The following is a 16897-nucleotide window of genomic DNA, read 5'->3' as shown; positions in this document are numbered from 1 at the left end:
GATTACATCCAGCCCTGTTCTTTATAATAGCGAACAGCGCCTTCATGAAGAGGTGCAGAAAGGTTGTTCACAATCATTTTCTTTGGATCAAGGTTTGCAAATGCAGGATGCATTTTGCGGAACCGTTTAATGTCATCAAAAACTGCTTTCACAATCTGGTAAACAACATCAGGAGATGTTGCTGTAGAGGAGACGAAAGTCGCGCCAACACCAAAAGTTGTTGTATCCTCATCAGATCCTTTATACATGCCGCCCGGAATGGTTGCCATTGCATAGTAATCGTTGTCCGCTGCCAGTTTGCGAATGACATCGTTGTCAACATTGACAAGTTTTGCATCACATGACGTTGTTGCTTCTTTGATTGATCCGTTCGGGTGACCAACCGTGAATACAATTGCGTCAATTTTGTTATCACACAAAGCTGCAGACTGTTCTGAAGATTTAAGTTCGGAAGCAAGGGCGAAATCACCCATTGTCCAACCCATTTTCTCCATAACAACTTCCATCGTGCCACGCTGTCCGGAACCAGGATTACCGACGTTAACCCGCTTGCCTTTCAGGTCATCAAAAGTTTTGATCCCTGAATCGGTGCGTGCAACAACAGTGAACGGCTCTGGATGAACAGAAAATACAGCCCGCAATTCTTTAAACGCGCCTTTAGGGAACTGCTTTGGTGCCGTTCCATTATACGCATGGTACTGCCAGTCTGATTGAGCAACACCCATATCCAGATCACCGGCCTGAATACCATTGATGTTTTTCGTGGAACCACCCGTCGTATGCGTACATTTGATGTCGTGGTTTTTTGTGCCACGGTTGACAAGTTTACAAATTGCGCCACCGACCTGATAATAGACACCTGTCTGACCACCAGTTCCGATCGTAATAAATTTTTCTGCCTGCGCTGGTGCAGAGGCAAGCAATGCACCACCAAGTGCGACTGTCGCCGCTGCAGATACAGTAAAGAACTTTCTCATTTCTTTCTCCTCAACCTGTCTTTCGCCAAATAACTCATTCTAATTATTCGACATTACGTGCCTGGCCTCAATATATGGGCCAAGCTTCCTCCCAAGATAGCGATCGTTCCTACTCTCTTGGAAAATACTAAACCAACTTTTTCGAATGTAAACATAAGTTGATTTTTATTCTAATATTAACCTGCCCTGACTATCGCCTGAAGCTGTTCAGCAGTCGCAATCGGACGCCCTACTGACGTCGAAACGTCCGCTATTTGACGAACCAGATCGCTATTGCGATCCGCCAGCTGCCCGTTCTTCAGTCGCATATTGTTTTCGAAACCCACACGCACATGCCCTCCCATAGCCACCGCCGCGCTGGCTGCCGCGTGCTCCATTGGGCCGAACGCGCATACGGACCAGGGAACCTGCATGTTCAAGGATGTCAAAAACGGTAATAAATCCTGAGGGCTTGAAACCTGCCCCGCGGAATAGCGGCCCAGAACGAAAAGTAAAAAGATGTTTTTTTCCGGAATCACACCTTGTTCAACCAAAGTCTGAAACCATTGCAGGTCTTCCTCTGAATAGAGAATATAGTGAGGCATGATTTTCATATGAGTGAGTTCATGGAAAAACTCGGTCGCCTCTCCCAGATCCCCTTCCTGCACCAACTCACGAATAGCAAGGGACGCGGCCTGCGGTTGCAACTCTCGAACTACAGCCATCTGTTCAGAGGCGGTGTACTGTCCGACGGCTTCTGTTGTTGCCTGAATGATGAGATCCTCTCCGCAGCGGGCCCGAATTGCATCAGTCGCCGCGCGGTACCGGCCAACATCCAAAGAATGGCGATCTGCATCATCGCGAACATGCAGGTGGATCATCGATGCCCCTGCCTGCTTGCATAGCAATGCTTCTTCCGCCAATTGTTCTGGAGTGATGGGAAGAGCTGGATGATCCTCCCGCGTTTTTCTGGCCCCATTTGGCGCGACAGTAATGATCAGCGGAGGCACATTGGACAATAAGTCGTTCATCAGGTCACCTATATCGAACCAAGTGCATTTAGAATAGCTTTTTCAAGCTTGGTTGTGATTTCATCCACATGTTTGTCTTCAATGATGAAAGGGGGCGCAAGCAGAAGATGATCGCCTTTCTGGCCATCAATGGTGCCGCCCATAGGGTAGCACATTAGTCCTTCCGCCATAGCAGCCGCCTTAATTTTTTTATTCAGTTTTTTGGCAGGGTCAAATGCCGCTTTGGTTTCACGGTCTGAAACAAACTCCATGCCAATAAACAACCCACGGCCGCGAATATCACCTACATTGGGATGCTGTCCCATCAACCGGCGCAATTCTGTTTGAAGTTCTTCCCCCCGCTTCATGACATTTTGAAGCAATTGGTTATCTTCGACAAATCTTTGAACGGCTAACGATGCCGCACACGCGACAGGATGCCCAAGATAGGTATGTCCATGCTGAAAAAAGCCGCTGCCGTTTAAAACGGCGTCAAAAACCTCATCAGATACAAGCATGGCCCCGATAGGCTGATACCCGGCTCCAAGCCCTTTTGCTGTAACCATAATATCGGCCGTGATCTCTTCTTGCTCATGGGCGAACAGTGTTCCGGTTCGCCCCATTCCGCACATTACCTCGTCAAGGATCAACAACACGCCATACTGATCGCAGATTTCACGAATTCTCCTAAAATAACCCTCGACGCTTGGAACCGCGCCAAGCGTAGCGCCAACAACCGGCTCACAGATAAACGCACAAACAGTCTCTGGACCCAGATTTAGTATTTCAGCTTCAAGTTCATTGGCCACCCGCTGCCCAAAATCAAAATCGCTTTCGCCGGAATTCTTTCCCCGGTAAGCGTAACATGGGGCAATCAAAGAAACGGGCATCAGCAAGGGCGCATAGGGTTCACGGCGCCATTCGTTTCCGCCTGCCGCCAGCGCACCCAGGGTATTACCGTGATAACTTTGACGGCGGGAAATAAAACGAGTTCGTTTCGTTTGTCCTTTTTCAATAAAATACTGGCGCGCCAGTTTCAGCGCTGCCTCAACCGCTTCGGATCCCCCCGATACAAAATAGACTTTATCCAAACGGCCTGGGGCCCGCTCAACCAGAAAATCAGCAAGCTCTTCCATCGGCTCATTGGTAAAAAAGCCGGAATGGGCAAATGAAATTCGATCAACCTGTTCCTTGATCGCATCATTGACCGATTGATTACTGTGTCCCAGGCAGGACACCGCGGCCCCGCCAGCGTCCAGATATCGCCGGCCTTCAGCATCTTCAATATAAACACCATCCCCTTTTACTGCTTTAGGGTATTGATGACCGGGTGCGCGATGAAAAACATGAGTCATGGCAAATCCTATTTATACCAGTATGTATTGCTAGAGCGGAGCTTTGCGTCCATTTGATCCAATGCCTCTATCGCTTGATCGCCCGTTTTGGAAACAATGGCCGCAACCAGTGCCTGCGCAATTGAGAGTGCACCTGTCAGAGATCTGTAAAAAGATGGACTTCGATTGGAGGCGATGAAAACAAACTCCGCATCCTTTGCGAGGGGGGACACAGAACTGTCCGTAATGACAATTCGTGTGGCACCGGCTTCGCGCGCGGCTTCTGATGTCTCGACAGTCTCTCTTGTATAGGGCTCGAAGGCAACGGCAAAGACGAGATCTTCTTTTCCAATTTGGGAAATTTCCTCCCGAAACAATCCGGCCTGGCCCTGAACAAGAACTGATGAGGGGAAAAACAATCGCGTGCCATAATGAAAGAAATAGGCAATGGGAAAACATTTACGTAAACCAACAACATAAATCTTCCGGGCTGCGAGACAGGCTTCAGCCGCCAGTTCCAATTGATCATTAGAAATGGCCTGATAGGTACCGATCAGGTTTTCTTTTTCTGCCGCCAGCATCTCTGATCCCAGACTGGATCCACCGACTATATTCTGTCGATGCCGCAGTGCTCTTGCCCGGGCAGCGTATCCGGTAACCGGCGCGGCAATCCTTTTCCGAAAATCATCACGGAATTTATTGTAAGTATCATAGCCAAAGCGATCGGCAAGACGCACCATCGTCGCCGGTGCAACTTTTGCCCGACCCGCTATCTCCCGCATGGAATATAAGGCGATTTCGTCAGGTGCACTGATAATATACCGGGCTGCATTTTTTAATTGAGGACTAAGCGAATCAAATTCTACTTCCAGCGCCTGAATAAGATCAAAGTCCTGTTTTTTTATCGCCATTTAAACAAATCCATAGATCCAAAAAGCGCCCTGGCTCACATTATTTAGAAAGTATATTTCCGACCCAGCGACAATGCAACAAATGTTTCATATTTATATTTTAAATTCATTTGTATCTATTCCAAATTGGCTAGTCCCTGATTTCTCTCAGTTCCCTGAAATAGAACAGGTTTTATTAACCATAACAAGAATGATGAAACCAGTTTCCGCTGACGCCATGATCTTAGAATTGCCGAAATAACGCTCTCTTTTTATCAAGTCCGCTGGAAATCTTAAGACCTTATTTACAGAGTTCCACTAATACTCCTGAGTGCACATCGTCAGTCTGTTGGATGTGGCGCGTATTTCTTTTTTAGTAGAGCGACGTTTTGTTTTCATTCAAACCAAATTCACTGAAGCTTTCCAGAAACTGGACATCGCCGGCAGAACAAACCGGAGATGTTGGAGAAGACAGTCTGGATAGCCTGCCGGTCAATGCAGTGGTTCTGGAGCCCGGCGACACCCTGCATCACATGTTACAGGATTTAGGGATCAAAACATCCGCACACTTCAATGAATATAACAGCCACACAAATACAGAACTCTCCAGTGGTCGGTACAACCTCGCCTTTGTCTGTTTCAGCTTAGGCAGAGAACAAATTTCCAAGTTACTTCGCGCCCATACCCATAGCCATTCACTCCTGTCTGTTGTGGTCGTAAATGGCCCCAGTGAGTTGATGTTTGAAGGCGCCGCGGACTGTATCCCTGAAGGTGAGCTTACAAATTCTCGGGTCAACACTCTGCTGATCAACAGTGAACGATTTAGAAAATTACAGCAAACGGCAGGTACTCTTTTTTCAGATATTGGCGCCCTTCACGCGAAAGACTCCCTCACCCAGCTGGCGAACAGACAAAGCTTTAGCGTTCATTTGAACGAGACGATCAAAACATCCATGTCCAACAATGAACCTGTTTCCCTTATCACCCTTGATCTGGATAGTTTTAAAGGCTTGAATGAAAGCAAAGGTCATGGCTTTGGTGATCAGATCCTGAGGACAGTTGCGGACCGATTAAAACAATTCGCGCCAGAAAACAGTCTTGTTGGCCGGCTCGGAGATGATGAGTTTGCTTTGCTTTTACATGGCGAGCATCTATCACGCGTTTCAGACACAACCATTGCAGCGCGTCTGTCCCATGAACTGCGCCAACCTTATTTTATTGATGAACAAAGCACTGCCCTCAGTGCGACCATGGGCATCGCTAAACTCGAGCCACACGATACAGCCGAAACTCTCCTTCACAAGGCGGTTTCTGCGCTATATACAGCGAAACGCGAGAAAAACCGTTTCATGGTTTATACGAAACGTGAAGACACGGAACGGCGGCACCAGTTGCGTCTGGCTCAGGAGTTACCCAATGCAATCGAGAATAATCAGCTAAGACTGCATTACCAACCCATGATCCGGATGCATGATAGCACTGTTGTGGGCGTTGAGGCGCTGGTAAGGTGGCAACATCCTGAAAAGGGCCTTTTATTCCCAGATAGTTTTATTCCCCTGGCGGAAGGGTCCGGCAATGTTGAATCTCTGACACGCTGGGTTCTCGACGCCGCCATCCGTCAAGGCAGCAACTGGTTGAAACAAGGCCATAGACTATCTATGTCCGTCAATATTTCGGCGCTCATTTTACATAACCCGGTATTTCCGGATATTGTAAACAGACTACTGGAACAATCCCAGTTTCCTGCAGAATTGTTGAAACTCGAGATCACTGAAAGCGCCATCATCTCTGATGTCGTTCGGGCCTCTGATGTGCTCATGCGTCTGCACGAACTTGGTCTTAAAATTTCAATTGATGACTTTGGAACAGGCTACACATCGTTGGCCTATATCCGTAAATTGCCGGTTGATGAGATCAAAATTGATAAGAGTTTCGTTCTGAACATGAACTCAATCTCAGACGATGCGGTCATAGTTCGAACCCTTCTTGAGCTTGCCAGAAATCTTGATTTGGCTGTCGTTGCAGAAGGTGTAGAGGACCGCGAAACCTGGTATATGCTTGCCGGTTTGGGATGTCATGTGGCGCAAGGGTATTACATGAGCCGACCAGTGGATGTCGAAGCGTTGGAAAACTGGCTGCAAACATCACCATGGGCAGGCTTCCGGTAACTCCTCCTCTTTTTATCCCGTGCCCCTCTTCTTTCCAAGAACATCTGTTTGACGACAAAACAACCCTGCTGATACAGTGCGTTTTGTTGCCTGATCTGCCGCTTTCTGCGGGGAAAGTTCAGGTTGCGCTCCACATACCATACCGAAAGAAGAAGATGGACATGAGCAAATTTGGCCCAGAGATCAACGCTGAAAAAGCAGCTTTCATTCACCCAACAGCCTTGATGTATGGCCGTATCACCCTTGGTGAAGGCTCTTCCCTGTGGCCCTATTCCGTTATCCGGGCAGAATCCAAAGAAGTTACAATTGGTGAACACACCAACATTCAGGATTTTGTCATGATCCATATCGGAGACACTACGGGAACCCATATCGGCGCCCACTGCTCGATCACCCACCATTGCACGATCCATGGCTGCACAATCGGTGACAATTGCCTGATCGGAATAAACACAACTATTATGGATGGTTGCGTCATCGGCGACAATTGTATCATTGCCGGGCATAGCTTCCTAAAAGAAGGAACAATCATCCCGGACAACTCGATTGTCATGGGAACCCCTGGAAAAGTTGTTCGCACACAAAATAACTATGTGAAATGTCGGGCAAATGCGTTTATGTATTACCGTAATGCACTCGCCTATTCCAAAGGTGAGCATCGAGAATGGTCCAGCGAAGACTGCATGCAAGCGCTGAACCTAGAAATCAGCAAACTACAACAGGATTAGACAGAACGTCTAACCAGACCTTTCAAGTACCGGAGGTATTATGAGTGAAATGCAACATCCTTATTTGATGTTCTTAGGTGATGTCGGTGACCAACTAGGTGCAAAGACAGCCAAAGGGATTGTCGATTGGCGTCCAGAGTGGTGCCTGGGTCAGCTACGCCTGGATGGCTGCAAAGCTGATTTAGGGATCGATGACATCACAATTGAAGATGCCATTCAGCAAGGTGCAAAAACAATGGTCATCGGTATTGTCAACTCGGGTGGGTTCCTGCCGGAACACTGGATCGAGAAAATTACGGATGCAATAAAATCCGGTATGGATATCGCCAGTGGCTTGCATATCCGTTTGGCCGATGTGCCCGAAATCAAGGAAGCCGCCGAGAAATACGGTCGCGCCCTGTTTGATGTCCGCCATCCAACAGGCACCATTCCGACCGGTAAAGGACTGCCGCGAAGCGGAAAACGCTTATTGGCCGTGGGAACGGATTGTTCTGTCGGTAAAATGTACACGGCCCTTGCCGTTGAAAAAGAAATGAAGGCCCGTGGAATGAAGGCTGATTTCTGTGCAACAGGCCAAACGGGTATTTTTATTGCTGGTACAGGAATTTCAATCGACGCCGTTGTCGCTGATTTTATCTCCGGCGCTGTCGAAATTCTCTCCCCGGCGAATGATGAAGACCATTGGGATATTGTCGAAGGTCAGGGCTCCTTGTTCCACCCTTCTTTTGCCGGTGTAAGCTTGGGCCTGTTACATGGTGCGCAGGCCGATGCACTGGTCCTGTGCCACGAGCCAACCCGAACACATATGCGCGGTATTCCTGAATATGCGTTGCCCGACTTGCAGGAATGTATGGACTTGAACCTTACGACGGCGCGCCTGACCAACAAAAACGCAAAATTTGTTGGGATCAGTGTGAATACATCCGGTCTGTCCGTGGAAGAAGGCGACGCCTATCTTGCTGAACTGGAAGAAAAATATGGGCTGCCTGCCGTAGACGCCTATCGCACGGGCGTTGCGAAAATTGTGGACCAACTGAAATGACCCTTCGTACCATTGACGCAAAACAGGAAAGCTGGCCCATTCGGGGCAGCTTTCGCATCAGCCGCGGCGCAAAAACCACAGCTGAAGTTGTTGTCGTCACGATCAAAGAGGGCGACTTGACGGGGCGTGGAGAGTGCGTTCCTTATGGACGATATGGTGAAACCTTCAACACGGTTCTTGGCGAAATTTCAGCCATTCGTGAACAGATAGCCCATGGTGCAAGCCGGCAGGATCTGCTGACTTTGATGCCTTCGGGATCTGCAAGGAACGCAATCGATACAGCCCTTTGGGATCTGGAAGCAAAGAAATCCGGGCGTTCGGTTGCCAGTTTGGCAGGCTTAAAAGAATCAGGCCCGTTGATTACGGCCTATACTCTGTCGCTAGATACCCCCGAAAAAATGGGAGAGGCCGCACAGCTAAACGCGTTCCGGCCATTGATGAAACTAAAGCTTGGGGGCGACCTTGACGTAGAACGTGTTGCCGCGGTCCGCTCCGCCGCACCAAAATCGCGTTTGATAATTGATGCCAACGAAGCCTGGGCACCAAAAGATCTGGACTATTATTTCCAGAAAATGGCGGACTTTGGCGTAGAACTGATTGAACAGCCACTTCCCGCAGGGGAAGATGCCATACTTGCCGATATGGATCGGCCGGTTCCCGTTTGTGCGGATGAAAGCTGTCACGATACGTCGACCCTTGATGAGGTTGCGCCGATGTATGACTACATCAACATTAAACTGGACAAGACAGGCGGACTGACAGAAGCCCTTCTATTAGCAGAAGCGGCAAGGGAGTTTGGATTGGGCATCATGGTTGGCTGCATGGTCGGAACAAGCCTTGCCATGGCGCCTGCCATGCTTTTGGGAAGTTTTGCGCGCTTTGTCGATTTAGACGGCCCTCTCCTTCTCGACAAGGACCGTCCGAACGGCATCCAGTTTGACGATAGCGTCATGCACCCCCCAAAAACAGAGCTTTGGGGATAGGCTTTATCTGAAATTATGACCGTGGATCCAACCGACAATCGAATGGCGGTGCCCCTTGGTCACATCTGAAATCCGGTGCAACCAGTATGCAGGGAAGACAACCAGTGTTCCCTGCTGCCGGAAGCCCTGCTGATCGACTGGGATATTGTGCAGTAATATATCACCGCCAGAATAGGATTTTGGATCAGATAGCTGAACAATAAAACATAGTTTTCGGGAACTTGTCTGAGCCGGACCCAGATCAACTTCCCAGTCTTCTTTTTTTGCACGGCCAGCACTGTGCTTAACCAGCCAGGGCATATCATCCCCGGGAATACCGGACAGTTCAAATCGCCAGTTATCTGAATTTACCTGATTAATACCATAACTGATCTGATCCAGTGGATAAGCGTTTTTCCCAATTGGCAACGCCTGCCTTTCAATATAGGGCACCATTTTCGCATCTGGAAAAATCTTAGTATTACCCGGACCAATGGGTAAACGCTTATCCCATCCCTTGGCATTTGCCTGAGCTATAATAGACGCGCATTCCTGAGGCGAAAAAACAGGCCAATGCATGGACAGCGACACATTGGGGTTTCTCATCGGTAAAAGAGGTATATGCATTACTCTGGTCCCTTATCGAAAACTAGGGCCATGGACCCAACCGACGACGACTTTCCTCGCCCCTTTTGTCATTGGCGCAACCCTGTGAAGCCAAAAGGACGGAAACACAATCAAAGTGCCCTTACCGGTCAAGTCTTTTCGAGACTTCTCAATTCGGTGAAAACCAAGGTCACCACCGTCATATTCAGTCCCTTCAGTCAACTGTAATGAAAAGCCCAATTTACGGGATGCAGTAGCAGCCTGGCCCAGATCAACATGCCAATCGTTATGATCGCCTGTTCGGCAATAATTCATCACCCACGGCATGTCATCCTTAACAAAACCACCAAGGTCGAACCGCCAGAGTTGGGAATTCGCCACACTGATTTCTTCGGCGATCCGGTTCAACGGAAATCCCAGTTCATCGACGGGAACGGTTTGCTGAAAGTTGCTACGATAGTCTTTTTCAATCGTAAACTTCCCTTTCCCGGCCACACCGCCGATCATCGCCTCTTCCCATTTCTGCTCATCCAGGGCGTCGAGTATTTTATCACACTCGGTCTCGGAAAAAACTTGGTTCACATACACCGACGCGGTGTTGCTATTTCTAAGCGGTGCCGATGGCAAAACAATCATTACTTAATCTCCCACATTGTGAAAGTGATCTGGAATTCCCGTATTCCGTTTTTCTTATCTGTGATCACCGTCACACTACAAAGCTAAATTATTTTTAGGTCGCACGCCAACAAAATTAGGTCGAAAATGAAAAACCAGGCAGAACCGGAAAATTGACGCAACGGCAAACACCATTTTCGATTGCTTTGGGCGGCTTAAATCAGAAAAAGCACCCGCAAAATATTGATTTTTTGCCTGTTATCCACTGGAATCGCAGGCTAGGTATGGTAAACCAATAACATAACGAGAATGATCACAAGACATCACAATAGGCAAAATTGACATGACAACACCGACGATGAACCAACGGGATATTTCCTTTCAACTGCATGAAATGCTGGACGTCGCGCAATTTTCTGAACGTGAACGGTTTGCCGACCATGATAAGGATGTCTTTGATGCCGTAATTGACACCGCCATGAATATCGCCGCCGACCTGTTCGAGCCTCACAACCGGAAAGCTGATCTGAACGAGCCGACGTTTGACGGTGAAAAAGTACACATCATTCCTGAAGTCAAAGAGGCTCTCGATGCCTATATTGAAGCCGGTTTTATCGGTGCCCAGCACGACTATGACCATGGCGGAATGCAGCTTCCGGCGACCATTGCCATGACCTGCAGTGCCATTTTTAATGCGGCGAATGTAGGCACTTCTGGATACCCGTTTCTGACAGTAGGCGCTTCCAACGTTATTCGGGCATATGGGACGGAAGACCAGAAAAAACGATTTATGGAACCGATGATTGCCGGGCGTTTCTTCGGCACAATGTGCCTTTCTGAGCCTCAGGCCGGTTCATCCCTCTCTGATATAAAAACAAAAGCCATTCCTCAGGAAGATGGCAGCTACCGTCTGACGGGCAACAAAATGTGGATTTCAGCAGGCGAGCATGAACTGTCAGAAAACATTGTGCATCTGGTCCTCGCCAAAATACCGGGCGGACCAGAAGGGGTTAAGGGTATTTCACTCTTTATTGTTCCCAAATTTCTGGTGAACGATGATACCAGTATCGGTGACCGCAATGATGTCAGTCTTGCAGGCTTGAACCACAAAATGGGTTATCGCGGGACAACCAACACCCTCCTTAACTTGGGCGAAAAAGGAGGAGCGACCGGCTATCTGATCGGGGAGGCCCACAAAGGTCTTTTCTACATGTTTCACATGATGAATGAAGCCCGCATCGGGGTCGGCCTTGGGGCAGTCAGCCTTGGATATGCCGGATATCTTTACAGTCTGGAATATGCTCGAAACCGGCCACAGGGACGCCATCCAGATGGCAAAGACGCGTCATCCAATCAGCTAAACCTGATCGAACACGCGGACATCCGGCGGCTTTTATTAGCGCAGAAAGCGGCAGTTGAGGGTGGCTTGGGTCTGTGTCTGTATGCAGCAAAACTTGTGGATGATGAAAATACTGAAACGGATCAGGACAAAAAGAAAGAAGCGTCACTCCTTCTTGATATTTTGACACCGGTCGTCAAGTCTTGGCCCAGTGAGTTTTGCCTGGAAGCCAACAAGCATGCCATTCAGGTTCTGGGAGGATATGGCTATACCCGCGACTATCCCGTTGAGCAATATTACCGAGACAATCGCCTGAACCCCATACATGAAGGGACCCACGGTATTCAGGGTCTTGATCTATTAGGCCGAAAAGTCATCATGAATAAAGGGGCTGGCCTTGAACTGTTGGTCCGAAAAATGACTGAAACCAGCCAAAGCGCCCGAAAAAACCCGGCTTTGGCCGAGTTCTCTGATCTTTTGGATCACGCGATTGAAAATGTGGTCAATGTCACCCGGGCGCTGGCCGCTGAAATGCAACAGGGTCATATCAATCTCGCCTTGGCCAACGCGACACTTTACCTTGATATGTTCGGGCATCTTGTTCTTGCCTGGCAATGGCTAAAACAGGCTTTGGTTGCGTCTGAAAAATTAAATCAGGGCCCGACAAAGGATGATCAGAATTTCTATTTAGGCAAACTACAAGCCTGCCAGTATTTTTACCGCTTTGAACTCTGTAAAGTAGAGCCTTGGTCAAAACTACTGGGCTCTGTGGACGACACCACATTTTCAGCTTCTGCAGAGATATTCTAAAGAATGTCGCGAAATACCCTGGCCAGTATTTCTTACATGATTATCGCGTGTTCGTTTTTCGCGCTTGCTTCTGTTATTGCGAAATTGCTTGGCAACGACCTTTTAGGTCCGCCGCTTAGTGCATTTCAAATTGCGGCAGGCCGTTTTTGTTTTGCCTTTCTGGCGTTGCTTCCCGTTCTTGCAATTCGGCGCCCTACCTATCGAAACGTTCCGGTCAAATTGCACATTGGCCGCACCATTTTTGGCTGGCTCGGTGTTGTTTGTTTATTTGCAGCGGCGTCCGGCATGGCATTGGCGGATGCAACCTCGATCTCCTTCCTAAGCCCCGTTATTACGATGGTCCTCGCCGCCATGATCCTGAAGGAAAAAGTAGTTTCGGCACAGTGGTACCTTGTTGCCCTGTCATTTCTGGGCATGCTCTTTATCACTCGCCCCGGAATGGACAGTTTCCAGCCGTTGGCAATTATTGCAATCGCTTCCGCCATTTTTATGGGCACGGAAGCCATTTTTATCAAGCGCCTTTCAGATACAGAAAGTCCGTTGCGGATCCTCAGCATTAATAATGGAATTGGAGCCGTAATCGCCCTTTGTCTTGTTTCTTTCTTCTGGGTTCAGCCAACCCCCCTACAGTGGCTGTTTCTGGCATTGATCGGGGCCATCATGGTGAGCGGTCAAAGCTTGTTCATTCAAGCCATGAAACGCGGAGATGCCAGCTTTCTGGCTCCATTTGTCTACTTTACACCTCTTTTCGCAGCCATTATCGACTATTTAATCTTCTCGGAAATAGTTGGCTTCCTGAGTTTTATAGGCATTACAGCAATCCTTATTAGTGCGGCCCTTCAAAGTCGGGTGAAGAAAGCCTAAGTACACCTAATATATTTCACCTTACTTTATAAAAATATTAGTAATTTAAAAATACATTAAACATTGATTTGAGCTTAACTCTTCTCATTGGAAATTTTTACATGTCGAAATCATTGATTTTCGCTGCCGTCCTTGCGGTGGCCTTCCCAGCCTCTATTGCACAGGCGGACAACCTAAAACTCACAAGCCTTGATTGGCCGCCCTATTCAGGAAACGGGCTTGAGGATAACGGATCTGCCGCCAAAACCGTAAGAAAATTACTCGCTGCCGCAGGGCATTCAGTAAGTTTTGATTTTTTCCCTTGGAATAGAGCCGTGGCTGAAGGTCTTGGAAATCCTGAATATATTGGATATTTTCCCGAATATTACAGCACCGCTTTGGATGCTGAGAAAAGCAAAGACGGCAAGTGTTTATTTTCGAATAGCTTTGGCTCTTCACCAGTGGGATTTGTACAACAGAGCAACGCACCCGTTAATTGGACCAGTTATGATGACCTGAAAAAATTGAGCATCGGTATTGTATCGGGATATGTGAACGAGGAACGCTTTGACGCGATGGTCGCGGATGGATCATTGAAGGGTCAGAAAGTAACGGCAGATGTTCTCAATATCCGCAAAATAGCTAAAGGACGTTTGGATCTTGCTGTGATCGATTCAAATGTTTTGGACTATTTGCTTAAAACAGACAAAAGTCTGGCAAAGCTGGCCGATAAAGTCGAAATGAATAGTAAGCTTTTAATAGAACACGGTTTGCATATTTGTTTTCCAAATACGGAAACAGGAAAATCAGCACGGGCGTCTTTTAACAAGGCCCTGGCGGCAAATTAATCTAATCCCGGTTAGCAAATCTATTTTCAGAAACAATTTTTACGATCCTTTTTGTTGATAAAAACTGCTCCTGAAACCAGTGCGCAAAACCTTCATTTTACAAGGCTTGCTATATATTCAGTCATCGGTATACTGCGCCCGCCTTTAATTTAGCGAATGTAAAAATATATCATGGAAATTCGGAACGTTGCGATCATTGCCCATGTCGACCATGGGAAGACAACCCTTGTGGACGGCTTGTTGAAACAAAGTGGTACCTTTAGGGAAAACCAGCAGGTGGCAGAGCGTGCCATGGATTCCAATGATTTGGAACGGGAACGCGGCATTACCATTTTGGCTAAGTGTACGTCAGTTGAATGGGGGGGCTATCGCCTCAACATCGTTGACACACCGGGCCACGCCGATTTCGGTGGTGAAGTGGAACGTATCCTGAGCATGGTCGATGGCGTTGTGGTCTTGGTTGACGCCGCTGAAGGCCCAATGCCACAAACAAAATTCGTAACGCAGAAAGCCCTTGGATTGGGCCTGAAGCCAATTGTCCTGATCAACAAAGCGGACCGTCCGGATGGCCGCCCGGAAGAAGTACTCGACGAGTGCTTCGACCTTCTCGTTGCACTGGACGCCGACGAAGAGCAGCTCGATTTCCCTGTTCTCTACGCCTCAGCAAAAGAAGGATGGGCCGTTCAGGATCTCGGCGATGAAAAAGAAAGCCTCGATACGCTTTTTGATTTGATCGTCAAACATGTTCCTGCGCCACAGGTTGACGAAGATGCTCCTTTCAAGATGCTGGTAACAACCATTGAAAGCAATCCGTATCTGGGTCGTTTGTTGACTGGCCGTGTGGAATCAGGCGTTTTGAAGACGAATGATCCCATCAAAGGCTTGAACCGCTCCGGCGAAAAAATCGAAGATGCCCGGGCAAGTAAGATCATGGCCTTCCGCGGACTGGAACGCGAGGCAATCGAAGAAGCCCGCGCAGGTGATATTGTATCCATCGCTGGTCTCGTCAAGACAACAGTTGCTGAAACCATTGGTACGCCAGAAGAAACAAAAGCGATTGATGCACAGCCAATTGACCCTCCCACCATTTCGATGACCTTTGCAATCAATTCTTCGCCGCTCGCAGGCAGGGACGGTGACAAAGTACAGAGCCGCGTCATCCGCGACCGCCTGATGAAAGAAATTGAAGGCAATGTTTCAATTCGGGTCGAAGACAGCGCTGAAGCGGATAGCTACATCGTTTCTGGACGGGGCGAATTGCAATTGGGCGTTCTGATCGAAACCATGCGCCGCGAAGGGTTTGAGCTGTCTATCAGTCGCCCTCGGGTATTGTTCCGTGAAGAAGACGGCAAAACAATGGAACCGCTGGAAGAAGTGGTTGTCGACGTGGATGAAGAATTCTCTGGCGTCGTCGTTGAAAAGATCGCATTGCGCAAAGGGACAATGACCGACATGCGGCCATCAGGCGGCGGGAAAACAAGGATTACCTTCCTGTGCCCGACACGCGGACTGATCGGCTATCATGGAGAGTTTCTGACGGATACACGGGGAACCGGTATCATGAACCGTCTTTTCCATTCATATGTTCCGCATAAAGGTGAAATTCCAGGACGCCGCAACGGTGTGTTGATTGCCAATTCAACAGGGAAATCTGTTGCCTTTGCAATCTGGAACCTGGAAGCACGCGGTGTCTTCTTTATTGGAAGTGGTATTGATGTTTACGAAGGCATGATCCTCGGTGAACATAACCGCCCGAACGACCTGGAAGTCAACGCGCTGAAAGCCAAGCAGCTGACAAACATTCGTGCGTCAGGCACTGATGAAGCCGTTCGCTTGACAACTCCTCGTAAGATGACGTTGGAACAAGCCATTGCCTATATCGATGATGATGAGCTTGTAGAGGTTACACCAAACTACATTCGTTTGCGCAAACGTCACCTCGATCCACATGAGCGGAAAAAAGCCTCTCGCAGCAAGATCGCATCCTGATATTTTTACAGATCGGGTAGAAATCAATAGTTTTCTGCCCGATCCTGTGAAAACATATCTCCATTAAGAATAAGAATAATAGTGGAGCCTATGATGACGATCCTTGATGTTGAAAGCGAGATTGCCGGCAAAGTCTGGAAGATTGAAGCCCAAAAGGGTGAAAGTCTGGAAGAAGACGACGCCATTCTCATATTGGAAAGCATGAAGATGGAAATTCCGGTGGATGCCCCAGAAGATGGGACAGTTCTGGAAATTCTGGTAGGAGAAGGTGACCCGGTTAAAGAGGGTCAAATTGTTGCCAGACTTGAAGTTTAAAAAAAAGCCCGCTTAATCGCGGGCTTTTTTAATGTCTCGTAACGACTTTACCACATCCAAGTGGTTGGATTTGGGTGTGGCTGGTTCTGAGATAAATATTTCATCCCCTTCACACTGCGTACAATGTACCAAATCAAAAAGCCTAAAAGGATCAGGCCGCCAATGAAAAAGGCGATCGTGAGCATTCCAATAACTGAAATCAAGATACCAATCCAGAAGGTCCGAATCTGAAATTGATAATGCGTTTGAACCCAGGCGGGCGCGTCTCCCCGGTTGATATAGGCCATTACAACCCCGATCAAACCGGTTATACCGAATACAATACTGGCTAAATAAAGAATATATACCAAATTAGCAGACTTTGCCGCGCCTTTAGCCTTGGCTTCTTCAACAACCTGCTCTGTAACATCGCCAGACATATAATCTCCTATTATGTGTGTCT

General features: G+C 48.1%; 16 protein-coding genes. 9 read left to right on the top strand and 7 right to left on the bottom strand.

Annotated features, from left to right (window positions below; all coding sequences use genetic code 11):
• Nucleotides 1-2: 2 nt before the first annotated feature.
• From OIR97_RS05805 to OIR97_RS05790, 4 genes are all read right to left on the bottom strand, one after another.
• Nucleotides 3-977, bottom strand: coding sequence for a TAXI family TRAP transporter solute-binding subunit (locus OIR97_RS05805; RefSeq protein ID WP_169544644.1), 975 nt, complete (start codon nt 975-977; stop codon nt 3-5).
• Between the two features lie 176 nt (nt 978-1153).
• A complete protein-coding gene (locus OIR97_RS05800) occupies nt 1154-1987 on the bottom strand; it encodes a BKACE family enzyme (protein WP_169544643.1) in 834 nt (277 codons plus the stop codon).
• A gap of 8 nt (nt 1988-1995) precedes the next feature.
• Nucleotides 1996-3321 carry an aspartate aminotransferase family protein gene (locus tag OIR97_RS05795; RefSeq protein ID WP_169544642.1) on the bottom strand — a complete coding sequence of 442 codons (1326 nt, stop codon included), beginning with the start codon at nt 3319-3321 and terminating at the stop codon, nt 1996-1998.
• Nucleotides 3322-3329: 8 nt separating this feature from the next.
• On the bottom strand, nt 3330-4211 hold the full coding sequence (locus OIR97_RS05790; protein WP_169544641.1) for a MurR/RpiR family transcriptional regulator: 882 nt from the start codon (nt 4209-4211) through the stop codon (nt 3330-3332).
• A 368-nt stretch (nt 4212-4579) separates the two neighbouring features.
• Here OIR97_RS05790 and OIR97_RS05785 point away from each other — a divergent pair, with 368 nt between their 5' ends.
• The 4 genes from OIR97_RS05785 to dgcA all read left to right on the top strand — a co-directional run bounded on the left by OIR97_RS05785 (nt 4580) and on the right by dgcA (nt 9111).
• A complete protein-coding gene (locus OIR97_RS05785) occupies nt 4580-6358 on the top strand; it encodes a putative bifunctional diguanylate cyclase/phosphodiesterase (protein WP_169544640.1) in 1779 nt (592 codons plus the stop codon).
• Nucleotides 6359-6519: 161 nt separating this feature from the next.
• A complete protein-coding gene (locus tag OIR97_RS05780; RefSeq protein ID WP_169544639.1) occupies nt 6520-7086 on the top strand; it encodes a gamma carbonic anhydrase family protein in 567 nt (188 codons plus the stop codon).
• Nucleotides 7087-7126: 40 nt separating this feature from the next.
• Entirely contained in the window at nt 7127-8128 is a 1002-nt protein-coding gene (dgcN, locus tag OIR97_RS05775) for an N-acetyltransferase DgcN (protein ID WP_169544638.1), read from the top strand.
• Nucleotides 8125-9111, top strand: a complete 987-nt coding sequence (dgcA, locus tag OIR97_RS05770; RefSeq protein WP_169544637.1) for an N-acetyl-D-Glu racemase DgcA — start codon at nt 8125-8127, stop codon at nt 9109-9111. Before dgcN ends, dgcA begins: the two co-directional genes overlap by 4 nt.
• A 3-nt stretch (nt 9112-9114) precedes the next feature.
• Here dgcA and OIR97_RS05765 read toward each other — a convergent pair whose 3' ends face one another.
• Both OIR97_RS05765 and OIR97_RS05760 read right to left on the bottom strand, forming a co-directional pair.
• Nucleotides 9115-9717, bottom strand: a complete 603-nt coding sequence (locus OIR97_RS05765) for a 2OG-Fe(II) oxygenase family protein (protein ID WP_169544636.1) — start codon at nt 9715-9717, stop codon at nt 9115-9117.
• Nucleotides 9718-9729: 12 nt separating this feature from the next.
• Nucleotides 9730-10332, bottom strand: coding sequence for a 2OG-Fe(II) oxygenase (locus tag OIR97_RS05760; RefSeq protein WP_169544635.1), 603 nt, complete (start codon nt 10330-10332; stop codon nt 9730-9732).
• A gap of 322 nt (nt 10333-10654) precedes the next feature.
• On the opposite strand from OIR97_RS05760, the gene OIR97_RS05755 reads away from it, so the two are divergent.
• From OIR97_RS05755 to OIR97_RS05735, 5 genes are all read left to right on the top strand, one after another.
• Entirely contained in the window at nt 10655-12460 is a 1806-nt protein-coding gene (locus OIR97_RS05755) for an acyl-CoA dehydrogenase (RefSeq protein WP_169544634.1), read from the top strand.
• A 3-nt stretch (nt 12461-12463) separates the two neighbouring features.
• Nucleotides 12464-13324, top strand: a complete 861-nt coding sequence (locus OIR97_RS05750) for a DMT family transporter (protein ID WP_169544633.1) — start codon at nt 12464-12466, stop codon at nt 13322-13324.
• A gap of 101 nt (nt 13325-13425) precedes the next feature.
• The gene (locus OIR97_RS05745) at nt 13426-14151 is read left to right on the top strand and encodes a substrate-binding periplasmic protein (protein WP_169544632.1); all 726 of its coding nucleotides are present in this window, start codon (nt 13426-13428) and stop codon (nt 14149-14151) included.
• Between the two features lie 171 nt (nt 14152-14322).
• Entirely contained in the window at nt 14323-16140 is a 1818-nt protein-coding gene (gene typA, locus OIR97_RS05740) for a translational GTPase TypA (protein ID WP_169544631.1), read from the top strand.
• A gap of 90 nt (nt 16141-16230) precedes the next feature.
• Nucleotides 16231-16455, top strand: a complete 225-nt coding sequence (locus OIR97_RS05735; protein WP_219821668.1) for a biotin/lipoyl-binding carrier protein — start codon at nt 16231-16233, stop codon at nt 16453-16455.
• A gap of 47 nt (nt 16456-16502) precedes the next feature.
• On the opposite strand, the gene OIR97_RS05730 is transcribed toward OIR97_RS05735, so the two are convergent.
• Nucleotides 16503-16874, bottom strand: coding sequence for a DUF4870 family protein (locus OIR97_RS05730; protein WP_169544630.1), 372 nt, complete (start codon nt 16872-16874; stop codon nt 16503-16505).
• Between the last annotated feature and the right edge of the window lie 23 nt (nt 16875-16897).

Source organism: Sneathiella aquimaris (assembly GCF_026409565.1).
Taxonomy (GTDB): domain Bacteria; phylum Pseudomonadota; class Alphaproteobacteria; order Sneathiellales; family Sneathiellaceae; genus Sneathiella; species Sneathiella aquimaris.
Note: the sequence above shows the minus strand (reverse complement) of the source record. Positions and strands in the feature narration are given on the sequence as shown.